The sequence below is a fragment of the Oceanibaculum sp. genome (genome assembly GCF_022449305.1).
Classification (GTDB): domain Bacteria; phylum Pseudomonadota; class Alphaproteobacteria; order Oceanibaculales; family Oceanibaculaceae; genus Oceanibaculum; species Oceanibaculum indicum.
In genome coordinates this window covers 47,218-67,287 of record NZ_JAKUSO010000007.1, presented here as the reverse complement: position 1 = coordinate 67,287, position 20,070 = coordinate 47,218, and the positions used below count along the sequence as shown (strand labels likewise).

At 66.5% G+C, this 20,070-nt stretch carries 21 protein-coding genes and 1 pseudogene; 9 read left to right on the top strand and 13 right to left on the bottom strand.

Going from position 1 to position 20,070, the window contains the following annotated elements; genetic code table 11:
• Positions 1 to 167: 167 nt before the first annotated feature.
• Positions 168 to 1,442: a M20 family metallo-hydrolase gene (locus MK313_RS04345; protein WP_121218283.1), complete on the bottom strand. Its 1,275-nt coding sequence runs from the start codon at positions 1,440 to 1,442 to the stop codon at positions 168 to 170.
• Positions 1,443 to 1,504: 62 nt separating this feature from the next.
• On the opposite strand from MK313_RS04345, the gene MK313_RS04340 reads away from it, so the two are divergent.
• Entirely contained in the window at positions 1,505 to 2,389 is an 885-nt protein-coding gene (locus tag MK313_RS04340; RefSeq protein ID WP_287780245.1) for a polysaccharide deacetylase family protein, read from the top strand.
• A 4-nt stretch (positions 2,390 to 2,393) separates the two neighbouring features.
• Here MK313_RS04340 and MK313_RS04335 read toward each other — a convergent pair whose 3' ends face one another.
• The 4 genes from MK313_RS04335 to MK313_RS04320 form a co-directional block, all read right to left on the bottom strand.
• A complete protein-coding gene (locus MK313_RS04335) occupies positions 2,394 to 2,624 on the bottom strand; it encodes a hypothetical protein (RefSeq protein WP_008944319.1) in 231 nt (76 codons plus the stop codon).
• Positions 2,625 to 2,848: 224 nt separating this feature from the next.
• Complete coding sequence (locus MK313_RS04330; RefSeq protein WP_287780244.1) at positions 2,849 to 4,024, bottom strand: aminotransferase class V-fold PLP-dependent enzyme; 1,176 nt, start codon at positions 4,022 to 4,024, stop codon at positions 2,849 to 2,851.
• A 74-nt stretch (positions 4,025 to 4,098) separates the two neighbouring features.
• Entirely contained in the window at positions 4,099 to 5,424 is a 1,326-nt protein-coding gene (locus MK313_RS04325; protein ID WP_287780243.1) for a branched-chain amino acid ABC transporter permease, read from the bottom strand.
• A gap of 17 nt (positions 5,425 to 5,441) precedes the next feature.
• Positions 5,442 to 6,041, bottom strand: coding sequence for a cysteine hydrolase family protein (locus MK313_RS04320; RefSeq protein WP_287780242.1), 600 nt, complete (start codon positions 6,039 to 6,041; stop codon positions 5,442 to 5,444).
• A 235-nt stretch (positions 6,042 to 6,276) separates the two neighbouring features.
• Between MK313_RS04320 and MK313_RS04315 the strand changes: the two are divergent.
• Positions 6,277 to 7,500 (top strand): annotated as a pseudogene (locus MK313_RS04315) (multidrug effflux MFS transporter).
• A 3-nt stretch (positions 7,501 to 7,503) separates the two neighbouring features.
• Here MK313_RS04315 and ggt read toward each other — a convergent pair.
• Positions 7,504 to 9,102 (bottom strand): gamma-glutamyltransferase, encoded by a 1,599-nt coding sequence (gene ggt / locus MK313_RS04310; protein WP_287780241.1) that lies wholly within the window; start codon positions 9,100 to 9,102, stop codon positions 7,504 to 7,506.
• A 149-nt stretch (positions 9,103 to 9,251) separates the two neighbouring features.
• Here ggt and MK313_RS04305 point away from each other — a divergent pair, with 149 nt between their 5' ends.
• From MK313_RS04305 to MK313_RS04295, 3 genes are read left to right on the top strand one after another with little or no spacing between them, the layout of a single operon-like run.
• Positions 9,252 to 9,998, top strand: coding sequence for a CDP-alcohol phosphatidyltransferase family protein (locus tag MK313_RS04305; RefSeq protein WP_287780240.1), 747 nt, complete (start codon positions 9,252 to 9,254; stop codon positions 9,996 to 9,998).
• Positions 9,995 to 10,606: a YceI family protein gene (locus tag MK313_RS04300; RefSeq protein WP_287780239.1), complete on the top strand. Its 612-nt coding sequence runs from the start codon at positions 9,995 to 9,997 to the stop codon at positions 10,604 to 10,606. The genes MK313_RS04305 and MK313_RS04300 overlap by 4 nt, the downstream gene beginning before the upstream one ends.
• Before the next feature lies 1 nt (position 10,607).
• Positions 10,608 to 11,264, top strand: a complete 657-nt coding sequence (locus tag MK313_RS04295) for a RibD family protein (RefSeq protein WP_287780238.1) — start codon at positions 10,608 to 10,610, stop codon at positions 11,262 to 11,264.
• On the opposite strand, the gene MK313_RS04290 is transcribed toward MK313_RS04295, so the two are convergent.
• The 5 genes from MK313_RS04290 to MK313_RS04270 are packed head-to-tail and all read right to left on the bottom strand — an operon-like array spanning position 11,261 to position 15,476.
• Positions 11,261 to 12,115 carry a class I SAM-dependent methyltransferase gene (locus MK313_RS04290; protein WP_287780237.1) on the bottom strand — a complete coding sequence of 285 codons (855 nt, stop codon included), beginning with the start codon at positions 12,113 to 12,115 and terminating at the stop codon, positions 11,261 to 11,263. The genes MK313_RS04295 and MK313_RS04290 overlap by 4 nt on opposite strands.
• Entirely contained in the window at positions 12,112 to 13,152 is a 1,041-nt protein-coding gene (locus MK313_RS04285; protein ID WP_287780236.1) for a glycosyltransferase family 4 protein, read from the bottom strand. The genes MK313_RS04290 and MK313_RS04285 overlap by 4 nt, the downstream gene beginning before the upstream one ends.
• Entirely contained in the window at positions 13,149 to 13,553 is a 405-nt protein-coding gene (locus MK313_RS04280) for a 6-pyruvoyl trahydropterin synthase family protein (protein ID WP_121218259.1), read from the bottom strand. Before MK313_RS04280 ends, MK313_RS04285 begins: the two co-directional genes overlap by 4 nt.
• Before the next feature lie 10 nt (positions 13,554 to 13,563).
• Positions 13,564 to 14,535 carry a zinc-dependent alcohol dehydrogenase gene (locus MK313_RS04275; RefSeq protein WP_220660218.1) on the bottom strand — a complete coding sequence of 324 codons (972 nt, stop codon included), beginning with the start codon at positions 14,533 to 14,535 and terminating at the stop codon, positions 13,564 to 13,566.
• Positions 14,536 to 14,564: 29 nt separating this feature from the next.
• Positions 14,565 to 15,476, bottom strand: a complete 912-nt coding sequence (locus MK313_RS04270) for a hydrogen peroxide-inducible genes activator (RefSeq protein ID WP_121218257.1) — start codon at positions 15,474 to 15,476, stop codon at positions 14,565 to 14,567.
• Between the two features lie 109 nt (positions 15,477 to 15,585).
• Here MK313_RS04270 and MK313_RS04265 point away from each other — a divergent pair, with 109 nt between their 5' ends.
• From MK313_RS04265 to MK313_RS04250, 4 genes are all read left to right on the top strand, one after another.
• A complete protein-coding gene (locus tag MK313_RS04265; RefSeq protein ID WP_008944305.1) occupies positions 15,586 to 16,125 on the top strand; it encodes a peroxiredoxin in 540 nt (179 codons plus the stop codon).
• Positions 16,126 to 16,236: 111 nt separating this feature from the next.
• The gene (locus tag MK313_RS04260) at positions 16,237 to 16,794 is read left to right on the top strand and encodes a carboxymuconolactone decarboxylase family protein (RefSeq protein WP_121218255.1); all 558 of its coding nucleotides are present in this window, start codon (positions 16,237 to 16,239) and stop codon (positions 16,792 to 16,794) included.
• Positions 16,795 to 16,854: 60 nt separating this feature from the next.
• Positions 16,855 to 17,334, top strand: coding sequence for a Dps family protein (locus MK313_RS04255; RefSeq protein WP_008944303.1), 480 nt, complete (start codon positions 16,855 to 16,857; stop codon positions 17,332 to 17,334).
• 86 nt (positions 17,335 to 17,420) lie between these two features.
• A complete protein-coding gene (locus MK313_RS04250) occupies positions 17,421 to 18,221 on the top strand; it encodes a ZIP family metal transporter (protein ID WP_008944302.1) in 801 nt (266 codons plus the stop codon).
• Here MK313_RS04250 and MK313_RS04245 read toward each other — a convergent pair.
• A complete protein-coding gene (locus MK313_RS04245) occupies positions 18,218 to 19,180 on the bottom strand; it encodes a DMT family transporter (protein WP_287780235.1) in 963 nt (320 codons plus the stop codon). The two genes, MK313_RS04250 and MK313_RS04245, sit on opposite strands and share 4 nt — an antisense overlap.
• Positions 19,161 to 20,069 (bottom strand): DMT family transporter, encoded by a 909-nt coding sequence (locus MK313_RS04240; protein ID WP_287780234.1) that lies wholly within the window; start codon positions 20,067 to 20,069, stop codon positions 19,161 to 19,163. Before MK313_RS04240 ends, MK313_RS04245 begins: the two co-directional genes overlap by 20 nt.
• Position 20,070 lies beyond the last annotated feature (1 nt).

Sequence of the window (20,070 nt, the reverse complement as noted above, 5' to 3'; positions counted from 1 at the left end):
GATGCCTGCCCCCATGTCCTTCGAGACGCCCGCTGAAGCGGGCTCCTCAGGACGAGGTCATGGTTGGAATACCGGCAGTGCCCCCTGGTGATCTCATGCTGAGGAGCGGCCCGCCAAGATTTCTTGGCGGGCCGCGTCTCGAAGCATAAGGCGGCGTGCGCTCTCGGTCAGCTGTTCGCCAGTTCCACCATGGCCTCGGCCAGCACACGGGCGCCGGCGGCCAGGTCGCTGGCGCTGGCGCGCTCCAGCTCGTTATGGCTGATGCCCTTCTCGCAGGGCACGAACACCATGCCGACCGGCGCCACCGCGCTGATCAGGCCGGCATCGTGGCCAGCACCCGAGGGCATGTCCATCGAGGGCAGCTCCAGCCGTTCGGCGGCGCGGCGCACCGTATCCACAACCTGCTTCGGGAAATGCACCGGCGGGTTGGTGCCGAAACCCTTCACCGTGACCGGGCAGGGGGCGGCCTTTTCCTTGGCGATCCGCTCCACCGCGTCGCCGCGCTGCTTCAGCACTTCCATGTCGGGATGGCGGAAATCGATGCTGAAATGCACATGGCCGGGCACCACGTTGGGGGAGCCGGGCGAGACCTCCATGCGGCCGACGGTGAAGCGCACGACGTCGTCCGGATCGTGCATCAGCTCCTCCAGCGCCGCTATCACACGCACGGCGGCGGACAGTGCGTCCTTGCGATTGGCGCGCGGCGTGGTGCCGGCATGGGCTTCCTCGCCCTCGATGTCGATCTCGAAGCGGCGCATGCCCTGGATCGAGGTGACGACGCCGATCTGCAGCCCTTCGGCCTCCAGACGCGGCCCCTGCTCGATATGGGCCTCCAGATAGGCGTGGATCGGCGTGCCCAGCGGACGGCGGGTGGCGTCTGGCGTGGCGGCCAGGCAAGGCTCAAGCGCGTCGCGCACGGTGATGCCGGCGCGGTCGGTCATGGCCAGGATTTCGTCCAGATTCTTGCGCCCGGTGAACACGCCGGAACCGACGCAGCCCGGCTGGAAGCGGCTGCCTTCCTCATTCATCCAGATACCGACTTCCAGCGGCCGGCGGGTCTTCACGCCGTTGCGCTCGAGCGCTTCCAGCACCTCGAAGGCGGCCAGCACGCCATAGGCGCCGTCATATTTGCCGCCGGTCGGCTGGGTGTCGATGTGCGAGCCGGAAACCACGGGCGCGGCGTCGGGATCGGTGCCCTCGCGCCGGATGAACATGTTGCCGATCGGGTCGGTGGCGATGCTGAAGCCCAACCCCTTCGCCCAGCTGGCGATCAGCTTGCGGGCCTCCACCTCCTCGCCGGTCAGCGCCTGCCGGTTCACGCCGCCCTTGGGCGTGCCGCCAATGGCGCCCAGCGTCTCGTGGCGGTCCCACAGCCGCGCCTCGTCGATCAGCGGGCCGACCAGGTTGGGCCGTGCTGCAGACTGGGACGCTATATCGGTCATGCGCTATGCTCCTGTTTCTTCGGATTTCGGCGCAACCTTAACATCCACTTCGCGAGGTTTGAATGCTCCCGACCCATGGCCGCTATGAGTATGTGCCCATTGTCGGCCGGCCGGACTACCGCTGGCCGGGTGAGAAGCGGCTGGCCGTCTATATCGCGCTGAATCTGGAGCATTTCGCCTTTGGCGAGGGGCTGGGCGCGGAGCTGGCACCGGGTGGGCCGCAACCCGACGTACTGAACTATGCCTGGCGCGACTATGGCAACCGGGTCGGCGCCTGGCGCATGCTGGAGCTGTTCGACGAGCTGAAGCTGCCGGTCAGCGTGCTGGTGAACAGCGAGATCTACGGCTATTGCCCGCAGCTGATGGACGCCTTCCGGGCGCGCGGTGACGAGGTGGTGGGGCATGGCCGCACCAACGCCGAACGGCAGGGCGTGCTGGACGAGGCGGCGGAGCGCGCGTTGATCGCGGAGGCGACCACGATCATCGAACGGCATGAGGGCAGGCGCCCGCAAGGCTGGCTCGGTCCCTGGATATCGGAGAGCCGTTTGACGCCCGACCTGCTGCAGGAGGCCGGCTACAGCTATGTGCTGGACTGGTGCGCGGATGACCAGCCGATCTGGATGAAGACAAGGCAGGGGCGTATTCTGGCTATGCCTTATCCCCAGGAAATCAACGACATACCGGCGATTGTCGCACGCAAGGTGGAGGGCGATGTCTTTGCCGACATGATCGTCGATGCGTTCGAGGAAATGCTCCGCCAATCCGAAAACCAGCCACTGGTCTTCGGTATCGCCTTGCATGCCTATATCGTCGGCCAGCCGCACCGGCTGCGCCATCTGCGGCGGGCTCTCAGCCACATCGCGTCACGGCGCGACGATATCTGGCTCACCCATGCCGGCGCCATTGCCACGCATGCCCTGGCGCAGCCTGAGGGCGTGGTGCCCTAGGCTCTTAAAAGAGGGCCATGGTGCCCTTGATGCCGAAGATCAGCGCGCTGATCAGCAGGATCAGGTCGCCGATCACCAGCATCTCAAACCAGCTGGCATCGCCCACGGTGCCCTGGCCGCCGGTCCCGAGGACCTTGCCGTTGGGGCGGAGGGAGAGCTGTTTCAGGTAGCGCGAGAAGAAGACGAAGGACGCAAGCAGCAGCACGGCGAGGCCGAGCATCAGAAGCGCGTTCATGACCGGAGTGGCCCTTGGAACACGAGTTGCCGCCGGACGGTTCGCATCGACGACAGGGCGGACTCCCCGAAACGGGGCGCCTTTCGCCGTCCGGCACGGGCCGTACGATACGGCCAGCGGCAGCATCGCGCCGGGCGCCGCGCGAGAGTAACGCAAAGATAGCATGGGAGAGCCCGCAGCCATGCAGCAGCGTCATTTGGAGGGCTGGGGGCCTTAATCCCCTGTTATTTCACGCTTTCCAGAACCTCCAGGAAGCGGTCCAACTCGGCATCGTTGTTGTAGTAATGCACGCCGGTGCGGAGCACCTTCTCCAGCCCGCGCTGGGTCATGTCGATACGGGTCGAGGTGATGCGCGAGACCGAACAGTTGATCTTGTTGGCGGTCATCGCCGCCATGATCGCCTCCGGTTCCACGCCGTCGCGGGTGAAGGTGACGATGCCGCAGCGCTTCTCCCCCAGATCGCGCACGGTGACGCCGGGAATAGCGGAGAGCTTGTCGCGGAAACCATCGGCCAGTGCTGTCACGCGCGCCTCGATGGCGTCGATGCCCCAGCCCATCGCATAGTCGATGGCGGTCTTCAGGCCAATCTGGCCGGCGACATATTTCTCCCAGTTCTCGAAGCGCTTTGCGTTTGGCTGCATCTCGTAGCTGTCGGGGCCGGTCCACAGCGCCGAATGCAGGTCGAGGAAGGGTGGCTCCAGCTTATCGAGCATCGACTTGCGGACATAGAGCAGGCCGGTGCCGCGCGGGCCGCGCATGTATTTGCGGCCGGTGACGGAGGCCATGTCACAGCCGATCTCCTGCATGTCCAGCTTCATCTGGCCGAAGGACTGGCAGGCATCCAGCAAGTAGGGGATGCCGGCGGCGCGGGCGACCTTGCCGATGGCGGCGGCCGGGTTCACCAGCCCGCCATTGGTCGGCACATGGGTGACGCTGATCAGCTTCACCCGGCTGTCGATCATGTTCTCCAGCGCCTTGACGTCGAGCTGGCCGCTATTGTCGTTCGGCACCACTTCGACCACTGCGCCGGTGCGCTTGGCCACCTGCAGATAGGCGATATAGTTGCTGGCATATTCGGCCGCGGCGGTCAGGATGCGGTCGCCCGGTTTGAAGGACATGGAATAGAAGGCCATGTCCCAGGCGACAGTCGCGTTCTCCACCGAGGCGATCTCGTCGGTCGAGCAGTTGAAATAGCGCGCCGCGCTTTCGTACAGCCCCTCGACCTCTTTGTCCCGCGCGCGCCGCGCCTCATAGCCGCCGATCTGCGCTTCCAGATCCAGATGGTCCTTCACCGCCTTCAGCACCGGTGCCGGCATCAGCCCGGCCCCGCCATTCGCCAGATGAATGACCGTCTCGCAGCCCGGTGTCTCCGCCCGTGCGCGCGCCACATCGAAACCCATGTCCAAGCCCTTGATTGATTATCGTTCTGAATTGACCCTGTAGCCTGTCACCGCCGGCAGGCGGAGGCAACGCCTCAGTCGCCGCGCTCCTTACGCCTGCCCAACAGCCCGTGTGGGCGGAAGATCAGTATCACGGCCAGCAGGGCGAACACCGATACATCTTTGTAGGCCCCGGTAAAATAGGCGGACCAGAAGGTCTCCAGCGCGCCGATGACAATGGCGCCGAGGATCGCCCCCGGAACTGAGCCGATGCCGCCGATAATGGCCGCCGCCAGCGCCTTGAAGCCGATCAGGAAACCCATGTGGAAGTTCACCCCGCCATAATAGAGCGCCAGCAGCAGGCCGGCCGCCGCGGCAAGGGCGCTGCCGATGGCAAAGCACAGCGCCACCGTGCGGTCCACATCCACGCCCAGGAGCGCCGCCATGCGCGCATCCTCGCCGCAGGCCCGGATCGCCCGGCCGGTGCGGTGCCGGGCAAGCAGGAACAGCAACCCGGCCAGCAGCAGTCCGGCGGTTGCGATCAGCACCAGCTGGCCGAGGCTGGCATAGACCGCGAAATCGCCGCTGTCGGCGATGCGGTAACGCGCCGAGAACACCGGTTGCAGCCAGCGGTCGCGCGTGCCCTGGACCAGCCGGACGCCCTCCTGCAGCAGGATCGACAGGCCGATGGCGGCGATCAGCACGGCATGGGACGGGCTGCCGCGCAGCGGGCGGAACACCAGCCGTTCGCTTTGCCAGCCATAGAAGCCGGTGATCGCCATGACGGCGGCCAGCAGGCCCAGCAGTACCAGCGGATTGGTGAGGACCCCTCCGGCCTCGCCCGCCAGCACGGCCAGCAGCACGGTGACATAGGCGCCCAGCATCGCCATCTCGCCGAAGGCGAAGTTGATCCGTCCGATGATGCCGTAGATCAGCGTGAAGCCCGCCGCCAGCAGCGCGTAGGGGCTGGCCACGGTCAGCGCGTTCAGCAGCTGCTGGAAGAAGTAGGCGGCCGGTTGCCAGGGGGAGGCGGGGCGCTCCGGGGCCGGGCCGGCCAGCCGCAGCGCCAGGAACAGCATGTGCCGCTGTACCGGCGTCAGCACACCCTCGCGGTCGGTCTCCAGCCGGATCAGCGCGAAGCTGCCATCCTCCTGCGCCTCGGCGGCGAAATCGCAGCGAATCCAGCGGGTGACCCCGCTGCCTGCCAGCCGGTACTCGCCGCGTACATTGTTCAGCGTGCCCTCGGGGTGGCGCCAGCGCAGCCACTCGATGCGGTCATAGCCCGGCTCCAGCACCGACAGGAAGCGCTCGCAGGCGGCGCTGCGGGCGATATTGGTACCGCAGCCGCCCAGCGGCATGAGCAACAGCACCAGCAGCAGGCAGGCAAGACCGGTCCGGAGATGGTGTCGCGGGCCGGTCATGCCTGCGCCATCACCGCTTAGGCCGGCAGCGAAGCCGCGTTCGGCGCGATGATGGCGAAGCGGTCGGCCAGTGCCGCCAGCGAGGCGCGGTGCAGTTCCGCCGCGCCGATGGTCCCGCCGCCGGGCGCCGGCAGGTCGCGGGTGGCGCAGGCGGCCTCCACGATGGTGCAGCGATAGCCGAGATCGAGCGCCGCGCGCGCCGTGGAGCTGACGCACATATGCGTCATGAAGCCGACCAGGATCAGCTCCTTGCGGCCAGTGGCCTTCACCGCCGCGTCCAGATCGGTCTGGGCGAAGGCGTTGGGCAGCGGCTTCCAGATCACCGTCTCGCCCTCCGCCGGCTTTACCGGTTCGGCGATCTGTCCGCGCGGGGCATCGGGATCGAACGCCCCGCCGGCCTTGCCGCGATGGGCGATATGGATGATCGGCGTGCCGGCAGCGCGCGCGGCGGCGATCACCCGGGCGCATTCGGCCAGCGCGCTCGCCACGCCGGGCAGAGCCAGCGCACCATTCACATATTCGTTCTGGCAATCGATCGAGACGATGGCGGCAGCGGACAGGGCAGACGGCGTCAGCGGCGCGCCGGACATCTCAAGCAGGGTTTTCGGACCAGTCATGGGGTTCCTCTGGGAATTCCTTGGATGGGTTTGTTGATTGGCCAACAAGCTAGTGCCTTTCCCGGTTTCAGGGAAGCGGCAGCGCCATGCCCGCGCGAGTAGCCGCATGGATGTTTTTTGTGAATGCTCCTTACAGGCGGGATATTGAGTTTTGAAATCTCGTGCTACTTTTGCGGGAAGACACCGCGCCAGACAATTTCCTGTCGCCAATTTGCCCGTCTGTTTTTGGTACCGAATGAATTTGGAACGCCGGACGCCGCCGACCGCGATGCTGATCGCGGTGACCATGACCGGACCGCTGGCGCTGAATATCTTTCAGCCCTCCATGCCGAACATGGCGCGCGTCTTCGCCACCGATTACGCGACGATCCAGCTCAGCCTGACGCTGTTCCTGGCGGGCGTGGCGGTGGGGCAGCTGTTTTATGGCCCGCTGTCCGACCGGTTCGGCCGGCGGCCTGTGCTGCTGGGCGGGCTGACGCTCTAGGTGCTGTCCAGCCTGGTAGCGATGGTGGCGCCGACGGTCGAATTCCTGATCCTGGGCCGCATCGCGCAGGCGCTGGGCGGCTGTGCCGGTATGGTGCTGACCCGTGCCATGGTGCGCGATATCTATACGCGCGACCGCGCGGCCAGCGTGCTGGCCTATATCGTCATGGCGATGGCGGTCGCGCCGGCCATCGCGCCGGCCATCGGCGGCTATCTCGAATCCTGGTTCGGCTGGCAGGCGAGCTTCCTGTTCGTGGCCGTGTTCGGCGCGCTGGTCATGGCCGCTGCCACGCGCTGGCTGCATGAAACCAACTTCCAGCGTATTGAGGGGGCGAGCCTCGGGACCATGATCGGCATCTATGGCCGGCTGACGCGCCAGCCCGTCTATGCCGGCTATGCGCTGTCGGTTGCGTTCTCGACCGGGGCCTTCTTCGCCTTCATCGGTGGTGCGCCCTATGTGGTGATCGAGCTGATCGGCGCCTCGCCGCAGGATTACGGCATCTATTTCATCCTGGTGGCGGTCGGCTACATGACCGGCAGCTTCATCGCCGGGCGGCTCAGCATGCGCTATGGCGTGGACCGGATGATCCGGCTGGGCGTGGCGATCTCGACAGTGGGGGTAGTGGCGATGATCGCGGCGGCACTCTGGCTGCCGCTGTCGCTCTTCGGCCTGTTCGCGCCAATGGGGCTGATCGCCATGGGCAATGGCGTCAGCCAGCCGAGCGGGGTATCCGGCGCGGTCAGCGTGGACCCGGGCGTTGCCGGATCGGCCTCCGGCCTGCTGGGCTTTTCCCAGATGGCGCTGGGCGGGTTGCTGACCTTCATCATCGGTCATGCGCTGTCCGACAGCGCCTGGCCGCTGATCATCATGATGGCGGTCTGCACGGCGGTCGGCTATGGCGCCTTCGTCCATGCCTGCCGCAGCCGGCTCAGGGCGGCCAGGGCCACCCTGAGCGAGGCACGGGCGGGTGACTAGCCTTTAATAGCCCAGCGCGCAGCCATCCTTGCGCGGGTCGGAGCCGGCGACCAGAACGCCGGTCTCCAGATCGCGGAAGATCGCCTGGCTGCCGCCGATCGGCTTCTTCGCCGGGGCGCGCTCGACCGTGTGGCCGCGCTTTTCCAGATCGGCGATGGTCGCGTCATCGACGCCGTTCTCCACCTGCAGCGGACCGCCATAGGCAAAGGTGCGGGGGGCGTCCATCGCCTCCTGGATGTCCATGCCGCGATCCAGCATGTTAGTGATGAAGCCGGCATGGCCGGTAGACTGGTACTGGCCGCCCATCACGCCGAACGGGCCGACGCAGGTATCGCCCTTCATCGCCATCGCCGGGATGATGGTGTGCATCGGCCGCTTGCCCGGCGCGATGGAATTCACATGGCCCGGCGCGAACTTGAAGGACAGGCCGCGATTCTGCAGCACCACGCCGGTCTTCGGCGTAACGATGGTGCTGCCGAATCCGTGGAAGACCGAGTTGATGAAGGAGATCGCGTTGCCGTCCTTGTCCACGACGCACAGATAGGTCGTGTCCTTGTGCTCCACGCTGTCCACATCGACGGAGACCGGCGCGCCGGCCTTGCTCATGTCGATCCGGGCGCGCAGCGCGTCGGCATAGCCGGCACTCAGGATCTTCTCCACCGGGATCTTCACCTGGGCCGGATCGCCGATATAGTCGTCGCGCTGGTGATAGGCCAGCTTGGTCGCCTCGGCCAGCAGATGGATGCGGTCGGCCTCGCTGAGGCCGGTATCCTTCAGGTCGAAGCCGGACAGGATGTTCAGGATGATCAGCGCGGTGATGCCCTGGCCGTTCGGCGGGCATTCATAGATGTCGAGGCCCTTGTAGGTGGTCTTGATCGGCTCGACATATTCCGGCGCGGCGTTGGCGAAATCCTCCAGCGTATGCAGGCCGCCGCGACTGTTCAGGTGGCTGACGATATCCTCCGCCACCTCGCCGGTGTAGAAGCCGTCCCGGCCCTTAGCCGCGATCTTCTTCAGCGTGGCCGCCAACAGCGGCGCCTTGAAGACGGAGCCGATGGCCGGCGCCTTGCCGTCCACCAGCACGATCTTGCTGCTGACCGGATCGGCGGCCAGGCGCGGTGCATCGCCGGCCCAGTCGCTGCCGACCTTCGGGGCGACGACGAAGCCTTCCTCGGCGGCCTTGATGGCCGGCTGCAGCAGCTCGCCCAGCGACCTGGTGCCATGGTCGGCGACCAAGCGGTCCCAGGCGGCGACGGCGCCCGGAACGGTGACGCCATGCGGGCTGTTCAGCGGCTGCGTGGTCTCGCCGCGCTCGGCATACCATTCGGCATGGGCGGCGGCCGGCGCTTTGCCGGATCCGTTTAGCGCGATCACCTTGCCCTTGCCCTTCGGCACATAGAGCACGAAGCAATCGCCGCCGATGCCGGTCATCGCCGGTTCGATGACACCCAGCAGCGCCACGGCGGCAACGGCAGCATCGACCGCGTTGCCGCCCTGCTGCAGGATGTTGAGGGCAGCCAGGGCGGCCTGCGGGTGCGAAGTGGCGACCGCGGCGTTCTGGGCATAGACCGGCGAGCGGCCGGGACGGTGGAAGTCTCTCATGGGGCGTCCATCTTATATGTGTTTGCAAAGTGCCGGGCCGGTAGGAACTGGCGAGGGCGGCATGTCGAGTGCCATCTTTCAGAGTGGGTCGGCGCGGTCAAGCGTTACGGCATATGAACTGTCATGAATTATCGTGAGGCCAAGGGGCGATGATGTTTCCGGGCGAGGCTGGTACGGCGATAACGCCGCGTCTGCGCCGCGACGCGGTGCTGGCCGTCGCGCTGACGGCGGCAGCCATGCTGGCCCTGCTGATCGGCCAGATGGCGCACCCGCTGCAATTCGCGCAGAGCCTGCTGCCCTTCGCGCTGATCGGCGGGTTCCTGATCCGCGGGCTGTCCCACCACGCGCCGCATACCCGCTTTGGCGCGGCCAATCTGGTCACGCTGCTGCGCGCCGCCGGCGTGTGCCTGCTGGCCGGCCTCATCGGCCGCGTGGAGGAAGCCGCCAATCTGGGCTGGCTGCTGCCGCTGACGGCGCTGGCGATCCTGGCGATGGACGGGCTGGATGGCTGGCTGGCGCGGTGGCTGGGGCTGGTCAGTGCCTTTGGCGCGCGCTTCGATATGGAGGTCGATGGCTTCCTCATCCTGGTGCTGTGCCTGCTGGTGGCGGAAGGTACGGCAGCCGGCCCCTGGGTCGTGCTGTGCGGCGCGCTGCGCTACCTGTTCCTGGCCTGGCTCACGCTGATGCCGCGCTATGACCGGCCGTTGCCGCCCAGCCTGCGCCGCAAGACCGTCTTCGTCGTGCAGGCCATCGCGCTGGTCGCGGCCCTGGTGCCGGGCCTGCCGGATGTCGCGGCCATTGCCCTGGCAGCACTGGCGACCGGCCTTGTGACTGCCTCATTCGCCATCGATAGTCGCTTTCTGTACCGAACCGAACGGAAGGAGCGAGTGCAATGACCCTGATGCGGCAACTTCCCGCGCTGACGCTGGCAGCCCTGCTGACGCTGGGCGCCGCGCGCGCCGAAGCGGCGCCGGAGGCCTACAAGATCGACCCGGAGCATCTGTCCGTCGGCTTCCTGGTCGATCACATCGGTTATGCGAAGGTGCTGGGCCTGTTCCGCGAGGCCGAGGGCAGCTTCCGCTTCGACCGCGAGACGCGGCAGCTCTCCGACCTCACGGTCACGATCAAGAGTGCCAGCGTCTATACCGCGCACGAGAAGCGCGACGAGCATCTGCGCGGCCCTGACTTCCTGAATGCTGGGGAATTTCCGGAGATGGTCTTCACCATGACCGGCAGCGAACCGACCGGTGAGCGTACCGGGAAGGTCACCGGCGACCTGACCATCCTTGGCGTAACCAAGCCGGTTACGCTGGATGTGACCTGGAACAAGAGTGCTGAGTACCCGTTCGGCGGCGGGCTGCTCTCCAAGCCCAATTTTGTCACCGGTATCTCCGCGCGCGGCAGCTTCAAGCGCAGCGATTTCGGCATGATGTACGCGGTCGAGAATGGCTGGGTCGGCGACAGGGTCGATCTCATCATCGAGGCCGAGGCGATCCGGCAATAGCATGGCCGACAGCGATCCCTGCGCCGGTCTGGAGGACGGCCCCTGGGTGCTGGCCCATCTGGGGCAGAGCCTGGATGGCCGCATCGCGACCGCCAGCGGCAAGTCGCATTATGTGACCGGGCAGGAGAATATCGTCCATCTGCACCGGCTGCGCGCACTGGCCGATTGCGTGCTGGTCGGTGCCGGCACGGTGGCGGCGGACGATCCGGCACTGACCGTGCGCTATGTGCCGGGCCGCAACCCGGTGCGCGCGGTGATCGACCCGATGGGCCGCCTCCCGCGTGATCGCAGGATATTCACCGACGGCGAGGTCCGCACCCTGGTGCTGACCGGCACCGTTGACGGGCCGGGGGAGCGGTTTGTGCTTCCGGCACGGCCGGAAGGCATCGCTCCCGCCGATATCCTGTCGGCGCTGCGCGGGCTGGGCTTGTCCCGCATCTTCATCGAAGGCGGCGGGCGGACCGTCTCCGGCTTCCTGCAGGCCGGGTTGCTGGACCGGCTGCAGATCGCGGTGGCGCCAATGCTGATCGGCTCCGGCGTACCGGCGATCACCCTGCCGGTCATCGACAGTCTGGACAGCGCCTTGCGGCCGCCCTGCCGCATCCATCCGATGGGGGCAGATGTGCTGTTCGACTTCGACCTCAGAAAGAATAGTTAGCCTGGCAGGGCCAGCAGATCGGTATGGCCGACGCGGTGGCGGCTGCTGCCGGCACCGATGGCGAAGCGACGGCGCTGCCGCCAATGTTCGATCTCCCCGGCGCGATCCGGCGCGATCTCCAGCACAGCCTGGACATAGCCGGCCAGCAGCGCCTCCTGCATGTCGCGGTCGCCGGCCTCCATCTGCCAGTCGCTGCGGCCCGTCTGGACAGTGAACCCGGCGGCGCGGAAGGCGGCTGTGGCGGCCTGCGCGGCATCGGGGCCCAGCGCCGGGCCGAAGCTCTTGGTGCCGCGCTGGTGCCGGTCGAACAGCGCGTGCATCTCCGCATCCAGCCGGTCCACCGGCGTCCAGTCGAGCCGCCCGTCATAGGTCAGCGCGGCATAACAGGCGAGGCCATGGCGCCGGCAGAGATCGACAAGGCTTGCCAGCCAGTCCGCCGAAACCAGGTCGAGCAGTGCCGAGGCGGTGACCAGGCGCACGCCGTCCAGCGGCAGATCATCCAGTCCGGCGGCCAGATCGGCCCGGTGCGGGACCAGACTGGCGGTGAAACCCGTGCCGGTGACAGCGTCTCCCGTCATCTCATGGCCAGCCGCCGACGCCCAGCGGGCGGTGTGGTCCGGGATCGCCTTCAGCAGGGCAGGGTCATGATCCGCCATCACCCAGCGCTGCGTGCCGCGCAGCAGCGGCGCCAGCGCGCGCAGGGAGGCGCCGGTGCCGCAACCGAGATCGAGAATGCCGATCCCGCCATGCCGCACGCGCCAGTCGCGCAAAAGGTCGAGCAGCGCCTTGTCGCGTGCCGCATCGTCATAGGGTGCGCGCAGGGCGAGCCAGTCGGATGAGAAGCCGCTCATAGCGTCTCCAGCAGCTTTGCGAGGGCGCGGGCCTGATCCGGCCAGCGCGGCAGGGTATCGCGTGCCGTCAGCGCGCCATCGCGGAGAGTCTGACGCAGGGCTTGATCGGTCATCAGCCTCCCCAGCGCTTGCGCGAAGGCATCTGTATCGCCAGGCGGGACCAGCAGCCCGGCCTCGGGCGGAACGGTGGTCGGGATCGCGCCGCCGGTGGTGCCGAGGACCGGCAGGCCGCGCGCCAGCGCCTCGGCGAAGACCATGCCATAGCCCTCGTAATGCGAGGCCAGCGCGAACAGGTCAGCGCGGTCGTACAGGGCCGCCAGCGCCGCGCCATCGACTTCACCAACCATGGTGACTCGATCCGACAAGCCCTTGTCCTGAATCAGTTTTTTGACCAGCGCTGCTGTTGCCTCGTCGCGTGCGCCGCCGGCCAGCTTCAGCGTCCAGTCATGGTGCAGCAGTGTGCCCAGCGCGGTCAGCAGCACATCATGCCCCTTGCGTGGCGTCAGCGTACCGACGGTCAGGATGTGCAGACCGGGGTTGCCGGAGCCCTGCGCCACCGGGGCGGGGTCGGTGCCGGGCAGGATCACCGTGACGCGGTCCTGCGGCACGCCATAGGGGGCCAGCGCCGTGGCGGTGAAGGGGCTGGTGACGATGGTATGGCGGACCATCGCCAGCGCTGCCTTCTCGCTTTCGAACAGCCAGTGCCGGGCCGCTTCGTCCAGTCCGGTTTCCTCGGCGAGCGGATGGTGCACCAGTGCGGCGAGGCGCAGCCGCGCGGTATGCGGCGCAATCACGGCGGGCAGCACGCCCAGCGCCAGCCCGTCGATGAGCACCAGCGCATCGTCCGGCAGGCTGGCGAGGATATCGGCTGCCTGGCCCAGATCGTCGGCGCCGGGGAAGGGGAAGCTGTCGGCCAGCCGGTGGCGAAGGACAGCCCAGCCGAGCGTCTCCAGCCCGGCGCTGATGCGGGCATCATAGAGATAGCCGCCGGTGCGGGTGTCCGGGTTGCCCGGCAGCAGGAAATGCAGGCTGCTCACGCCGGGAGACTGCCCTCATAGGCGGCCCAGGCGGCGTGGGATTCGTGCAGGGCGACCTTCATGCCGCTCAAGCCGCCGGCCTGCGCGCCCAGATCGCCCGCCGCGATGCGTTCCGCCATGCGGTCGAACACCACCTTCGCCATGAATTCGGTGGTGGTGTTCTGGCCACGGAACTGCGCTTCCTCGTCCAGATTCTTGAAATTGAACTCGGCCAGCACGGCCTTAAGCGTGTCCGTCGCACGGCCGATATCGACGACGATGCCGTCGCTGTCCAGCTTCGGGCGGCGGAACTCGACATCCACCACATAGGTGGCGCCATGCAGCGCCTGGGCGGGGCCGAACACCTCACCCACGAAGCTGTGGGCGATCATGAAATGGTCGCGGACGGTAACGCTGAACATGGTGGGTTCCTCAGTAACGGATACGGTGGCAGAGCGTGCCGGCAGAGTTAGACGCGAGTGTGGGCATCAGGTCCGGCAGTTCCTCGAACGGGCTTTCGCCGGTGATCAGCGCGTCCAGCCGGTCATTGGCCAGCAGCGACAGGGCCAGCGCCATGCGGTCGGCAAAACCTCGCCGCGCACGCCGGGCCGGGGAGACGCCGCCAACCTGTGATGACTTTAATATCAGTCTCTTGGAGTGAAATTCCTCACCCAGTGGCAGAGGAACCAGCGTGCTGCCGTACCAGCTCATTTCCAGGATCGTGGCCTCATAGGCGGCGAGGGTGAGGGCGCTTTGCAGCCCCATCGGGTTGCCGCTGGCATGGATGACGATATCCGCCTCGCGGCTGGCGTCTCGGGTCAGCGCGAAGGGGATGCCCAGCGCCTCGGCAATGGCGGCCTTGGCGGGGTCGATGTCGATCAGCTCGACCTGTGCGCCCGGCAGGCGGCTGGCCAGGAAGGCGACCAGACAGCCGACCACGCCGGCGCCGATCACCGCGATGCGGTCGCCGACCAGCGGGGCGGCATCCCACAGGCCGTTGATCGCGGTTTCCATGTTGGCGGCCAGCACGGCACGTTCCGGCGGCAGGCTGTCGGGCAGGGAGGTGACGGCATTGGCCGGCACGACATAGCGGTCCTGATGCGGGTACAGGCAGAAGACCGGCGTGCCGGCGGGCAGGGCGCCATCCTCGACCACACCGATATTGATGTAGCCGTATTTCAGCGGGGCGGGGAAGAAGCCGCCCTGGAAGGGGGCGCGCATCGCCTGCCACTGGCTCTGCGGCACCTTGCCCTGAAACACCAGGCTCTCCGTGCCCCGGCTGACGGCGCTGTAGAGCGTGCGCACGCGCACTTCGCCCCCGGCCGGTTCCGGCAGACTCTCCTCGCGGATCACGCCCTTGCCGGGCCGGTCAATCCAGAAGGCGCGGGCTGTGTTGGTTATCATTCTATGGTCCTGCCGGAAAAGCTTTAAGGTCAGGTAGATAGCGCCGCCATCTGCGCTTTCAAGAAATCGGCGAGAAGCTGGAATTCCTCGCGCCGGGCGGTGCCGCGCCGCCAGACCAGCCCGATCTCGCGCGTGGCCTCCGGGTCGTCCATGGGCCGCGCGACCAGACGGGTGCCGTCCAGAAGCTTGCCATCCAGCGCCAGCTTTGGCAGCAGCGTGACACCCAGCCCGTTATCGACCATCTGTACCAGCGTATGCAGGCTGGTGGCGCGGAAGCCCTGGCTGTTCCGCGCACCTTCCAGCCGGCAGGCGGACAGCGCATGGTCACGCAGACAATGCCCGTCTTCCAGCAGCAGCAAATTCTCGCCCTTCAGCGCTTCCACCGGGACGAGGTTGCGCTGTGCCAGCGGATGCTCCGGCAGGCAGCAGAAATAGAAGCTGTCTCCCGCAAGGGTAATGGTCTCGACATCGCCGATATCGTAAGGCAGGGCCAGCAGCAGGATATCCAGCGCACCCTCCTTCAGCTGCTCGACCAGCCGTTCGGTGCGGTCCTCGGTCAGATACAGCTTCAGCGCCGGATAGGCCTCCCGCAGGGCGGGCAGGATGCGGGGCAGCAGGAACGGGCCCACCGTCGGGATGACGCCCATGCGCAGGCGGCCGGACAGCGGCTGCCGGCCGGCGGCGGCCTCCTCCACCAGTTCCTCCGCATCACTCAGCAGCTTTCTTGCGCGCTGCAGCACGGCCTCACCCACAGGGGTGAAGATCACACTGCGGTTGCCGCGATCCACCAGCACCGTGCCCAGCAGGGTTTCCAGCTCTTGGATGCCGGCGCTTAGGGTGGATTGGGTGACGAAGCAGGCCTCGGCGGCCTTACCGAAATGATGATGTTCGGCCAATGCCACGAGATAGCGGAGCTGCTTCAGGGTGGGGAGTGGGGTCATTGATTTTATCGATTGTAACTATCGGATTAACTCATTGGAAAGAATGCGTGCGCTGCAGCATATTCCGTTTGTCGGCTTACCCGAACCCAATTCATGGAGAGACATCAACATGCTTACCATTGGCGACAAGTTCCCCGCTTATTCCCTGAAGGCCGTTGAGTCGGCCGAGCTGCCGAAGGACTTCCCGGTTCTGAACCAGGACAGCTTCGAGGGCAAGTGGAAGGTCTACATGTTCTGGCCGAAGGACTTCACCTTCGTGTGCCCGACCGAGATCGTGGCGTTCGGCGAGCTGAACGAGGATTTCGCGGATCGCGACGCGGTTCTTATCGGCGGCTCCACCGACTCCGAGTTCGTGCATGTCGCCTGGCGCCAGAGCCGCGATGACCTGAAGGCTGTCACCTATCCATGGCTGGCCGACATCAAGAAGGAGCTGAGCGCTGCCCTCGGCATTCTCGACAAGGAAGAGGGCGTCGCCAACCGCGCCACCTTCATCGTCGATCCGGACGGCATCATCCGCTTCGTGTCGGTGAACGACCTGTCGGTCGGCCGTAACCCGAAGGAAGTCATCCGCGTGCTGGACGCGCTGCAGACCGACGAACTGTGCCCGTGCAACTGGCAGAAGGGCGAAGAGACCCTCAAGGCCGCCTAAACAGCGCCTGAGGGGCGGCGGATGGCCACCCGTCATCCCACCCTCTCATCCCCCGCGGGTGAACCGTCCGCCGCTCTCTGCCTTCACCGGATTTCCAATAAGGAGCCTGCCATGAGCATCGACACCCTGAAGAGCGCGCTGCCCGACTATGCGCGCGACCTGAAGCTGAACCTGTCCAGCCTCGCCGATGAGGAGACCCTGACCCAGCAGCAGCTGTGGGGCACCTTCCTCGCATCCGCGATTGCCTCGCGCAATGCCGAGGTGATCGCCGCCATCGAGGCGCAGGCCGCCTCGAAGCTGTCGCCGGAGGCGCTGACTGCCGCGCGGGCTGCTGCCGCGATCATGGGTATGAACAACATCTACTATCGCTTCGTGCACCTCTCCTCGAACGAGGAGTATCACACCATGCCGGCGCGGCTGCGCATGAACGTGATCGGCAAGCCGGGCGTGGACAAGGCGGATTTCGAGCTGTGGAGCCTCGCCGTGTCCGCCATCAATGGCTGCGGCATGTGCATCGATTCGCACGAGCGCGAACTGCTGAAGCACGGCCTGAAGAGCGAGGCCATCCAGGCGTCGATCCGCATCGCCGCCGTGGTTCATGCGGTTGCAGTCACCCTTGAAGCGGAGGCTGTCAGCGCGCAAGTAAACAAGGCGCAGGAGGCCGCCTGATCCAGGTCATCATCGGCCATCCCCCCAGGGGCATCCTCGCCAACCGGAAGGAGAGTTCGGATGGGCACGAGTACGGAAATCGACATCGGCATCAGCAAGAAGGACCGCAAGGCGATTGCGGACGGGCTGTCCCGGCTGCTCGCGGATACCTACACGCTGTATCTGAAGACGCATAATTTCCACTGGAACGTGACCGGGCGCATGTTCAACACGCTGCACCTCATGTTCGAGGAGCAGTACAACGCCCTGGCGCTGGCGGTGGACGAGATTGCCGAGCGTATCCGTGCCCTCGGTTTCCCGGCGCCGGGCAGCTATTCGCAGTATGCGAAGCTGTCCAGCGTGAAGGAAGAGACCGGCGTTCCCTCCGCCGAGGAGATGATCGCCCAGCTGGTGAAGGACCAGGAGGCGGTGGTGCGCACGGCGCGCGAGTTGCTTCCGCTGGCCGACAAGGCCGGCGACGAACCGACGGTCGATCTGCTGACCCAGCGCATGCAGACGCATGAGAAGACCGCCTGGATGCTGCGCAGCCTGTTGCAGTAATCCTCCGCGAATAGTCTCGCACAGGGCGCCGGACCGTCTTAAATAGTCCGGCGCCCTTTTTGCGTCCGCTCAAGGAAAGAATCCCAATGGCGAGTGTCGAACTGTTCTTTGCCGGCCTGCCGATGATCTGGATCGGCGTCATCGCCAGCCTTGCGGCGGGCGCGGCGACCGGTGTCGGCGCCTTGCCGGTCTTCGCCGTTACCACCATCTCGCAGCGCACCCAGGACATGCTGCTGGGCTATGCGGCGGGTATCATGCTGGCGGCGGCCTGCTTCTCGCTGATCCTGCAGGGCGTGGATATCGGTGCGGAGCAGTATGGCAGCGCGCTGGCCGGCGTCGTTGTGGTCACGCTGGGCATGATGATCGGCGCTTACGGCCTCTATGTCGTGCACCGGTTCCTGCCGCATGAGCACATGATCAAGGGGCCGGAAAATGTCGATGCCGTCGAAATCCGCCGGGTCTGGCTGTTCGTGCTGGCCATCACTTTCCATAATTTCCCGGAAGGGCTGGCGGTCGGCGTCGGATTCGGCGGCGGCGATATTTCCAACGGGCTGTCGCTGACCAGCGGCATCTTCATCCAGAATTTGCCGGAGGGCTTCATCGTGGCACTGGTCATGCTGGGCCTCGGCTACAGCCGCGCAGTGGCCATCGGCATCGCGCTGCTGACTGGCGTGGTGGAGGTGTTCGGCGGCTTCATTGGCGCCGGCCTCGTCAGCGTCGTGGAGCCGGCGCTGCCCTGGGCGCTGGCGGCGGCGGCAGGGGCGATGATCTTCGTCATCAGCCATGAGGTCATCCCCGAGACCCACCGCAATGGCTATGAGACGCCGGCGACCTTCGCCCTGATGGCCGGGTTCGTGACCATGATGCTGCTGGACGTTGTCATCTAGCGACGCTTCGCCAGCCGCGTCTCGCGGTGCCAGATGAACAGGTTGGAGCCGATGACCACGGCGGCCCCGGCCAGCATGGTCGCGTTCGGGACATCGCCCCAGAACAGATAGCCGAAGATCGCCGCCCACAACAGGTTGATGAAGCGGAAGGGCGCGATCAGCGCCGCCTCGGCGAAGCGATAGGCGGTGATCAGCAGGAAATGCGCCGAGGCCAGCAGGATGCTGGTGGCGGCCAGCAGCAGTGTCAGCTGGCTGTCCAGCGGCACCCAGCCCAGCGGCCAGGTGGCGAGGCCGGACAGGGTGACGCAGAAGGTCGTCACCAGCAGCGTACCGGAGGTGGTCTCGGTCGCCATCAGCTTGCGGGTGACGATGTCGCGCACGGCGCCCGTGCAGGCACCGCACAGCGGCAGCAGCACGATCCAGCCAAGCTCCCCGGTGAAGGCGGCCTGTGGGCGGACCATCAGCAGCACGCCGCCGAAGCCGATCAGCACCGCACTCCAGCGCCGCCAGCCGACCCGCTCGCCCAGGAAGAAGGGGGCCAGCGCGGTGGTGAAGAGCGGCCCGGCGAAGCCGATGGCAACCACGTCGGCCAGCGGCAGGTACTTCACCGAATAGAAGAAAAAATAGGAGCCGGCGACCACAAGCGAGCCGCGCAGCAGCTGCGCCTTCCAGCGGCCCACGCGCAGCGTGCGCCAGCCACCGGTCAGGCAGGCCAGCAGGCAGATGAAGGGAATGGCGAAGCCGCCGCGCACGAACAGCGCCTCGCCGACCGGCAGGAAGGCCGACAGCCATTTCATGATGGCATCGTTGAAGGTGATGATCGCCGTGCCGCCGACGGTCAGTCCGATGCCCTTGCCCGGTGCTGTCGAGACCGAGACACGCCGTACCGGCGGCGCCGACTGCGCAGGCGGCGAGCTGGGCAGCGGAATGGCCGAGGGCCTATCGTCTCTGTCGGGCAAGGGTGATCTCCCGGCGGAAGATGAACAGCCCGCTGCCGATCACCACGGCGGCACCGATCCATTGCCAGATATCCGGCACATAGCCCCAGATCGCAAAGCCAATGACAGCACCCCAGATCAGCTGGGTGTATTTGAACGGCACCACGAGGCCGGCCTCGGCCAGGCGCAGGCTCTCGATCACCAGATAATGCGCCAGCACCATGCAGCAGGCAGCCGCCACCATGATCGCCAGATGCGCGGGCTCGGGCATGATCCAGTCACCGGCGAAGGCAGTCGGCACGCTGGTCAGCGTGACCATGACCGTGGTGACCATCAGGATCGAGGCGGAACTCTCGGTCGCGCTCATCTTGCGGGTCAGGATGTCGCGCACCGCGCCGACGAAGGCGGCGATGATCGGCAGGGTGGCGAAGATCAGCACGATATCGCCGCCTGGCCGCATCATGATCAGCATGCCGGCAAAGCCCACCAGCACGGCCGTCCAGCGCCGCCAGCCGACCCGCTCGCCCAGCAGCGGCACCGCCAGCGCGGTGACGAACAGCGGGGCGACGAAGGACAGGCTAATGGCGGTCGCCAGCGGCAGATGGTGCAGCGCGTGGTTATAGATGAAGGCCGCCAGCCAGAACAGGAAGCCGCGGGCAAGCTGCGCCTTCCAGCTGTTCACCCGCAGCGACTCGCGGCCGAACAGCCGGCGCATGGTCAAATAGACCAGCACGATGGCAACGCAGCCGCGGATGAACATGACCTGGCCGACCGGCACGCCGTCGGTCGTCAGCCATTTCATCGCGGTGTCGTTCAGCGTGATGATCGCCGATCCGGTGATCATGCACAGGATGCCCTTCACCGCGTTGGGAAGGGCGCCCGAATCCGGGGAGGGGGCGGGGGAGGACATG

Coding starts and splice junctions, on each gene's coding strand:
- MK313_RS04260 (WP_121218255.1), top strand. CDS start 16,237: ATGAGCATCGACACCCTGAAGAGCGCGCTGCCCGACTATGCGCGCGAC.
- MK313_RS04240 (WP_287780234.1), bottom strand. CDS start 20,069: ATGTCCTCCCCCGCCCCCTCCCCGGATTCGGGCGCCCTTCCCAACGCG.
- MK313_RS04305 (WP_287780240.1), top strand. CDS start 9,252: ATGATGTTTCCGGGCGAGGCTGGTACGGCGATAACGCCGCGTCTGCGC.
- MK313_RS04340 (WP_287780245.1), top strand. CDS start 1,505: ATGCTCCCGACCCATGGCCGCTATGAGTATGTGCCCATTGTCGGCCGG.
- MK313_RS04250 (WP_008944302.1), top strand. CDS start 17,421: ATGGCGAGTGTCGAACTGTTCTTTGCCGGCCTGCCGATGATCTGGATC.
- MK313_RS04300 (WP_287780239.1), top strand. CDS start 9,995: ATGACCCTGATGCGGCAACTTCCCGCGCTGACGCTGGCAGCCCTGCTG.
- MK313_RS04265 (WP_008944305.1), top strand. CDS start 15,586: ATGCTTACCATTGGCGACAAGTTCCCCGCTTATTCCCTGAAGGCCGTT.
- MK313_RS04325 (WP_287780243.1), bottom strand. CDS start 5,424: ATGACCGGCCCGCGACACCATCTCCGGACCGGTCTTGCCTGCCTGCTG.
- MK313_RS04280 (WP_121218259.1), bottom strand. CDS start 13,553: ATGTTCAGCGTTACCGTCCGCGACCATTTCATGATCGCCCACAGCTTC.
- MK313_RS04275 (WP_220660218.1), bottom strand. CDS start 14,535: ATGATAACCAACACAGCCCGCGCCTTCTGGATTGACCGGCCCGGCAAG.
- MK313_RS04320 (WP_287780242.1), bottom strand. CDS start 6,041: ATGACTGGTCCGAAAACCCTGCTTGAGATGTCCGGCGCGCCGCTGACG.
- MK313_RS04345 (WP_121218283.1), bottom strand. CDS start 1,442: ATGACCGATATAGCGTCCCAGTCTGCAGCACGGCCCAACCTGGTCGGC.
- ggt (WP_287780241.1), bottom strand. CDS start 9,102: ATGAGAGACTTCCACCGTCCCGGCCGCTCGCCGGTCTATGCCCAGAAC.
- MK313_RS04330 (WP_287780244.1), bottom strand. CDS start 4,024: ATGGGTTTCGATGTGGCGCGCGCACGGGCGGAGACACCGGGCTGCGAG.
- MK313_RS04335 (WP_008944319.1), bottom strand. CDS start 2,624: ATGAACGCGCTTCTGATGCTCGGCCTCGCCGTGCTGCTGCTTGCGTCC.
- MK313_RS04270 (WP_121218257.1), bottom strand. CDS start 15,476: ATGACCCCACTCCCCACCCTGAAGCAGCTCCGCTATCTCGTGGCATTG.
- MK313_RS04255 (WP_008944303.1), top strand. CDS start 16,855: ATGGGCACGAGTACGGAAATCGACATCGGCATCAGCAAGAAGGACCGC.
- MK313_RS04290 (WP_287780237.1), bottom strand. CDS start 12,115: ATGAGCGGCTTCTCATCCGACTGGCTCGCCCTGCGCGCACCCTATGAC.
- MK313_RS04295 (WP_287780238.1), top strand. CDS start 10,608: ATGGCCGACAGCGATCCCTGCGCCGGTCTGGAGGACGGCCCCTGGGTG.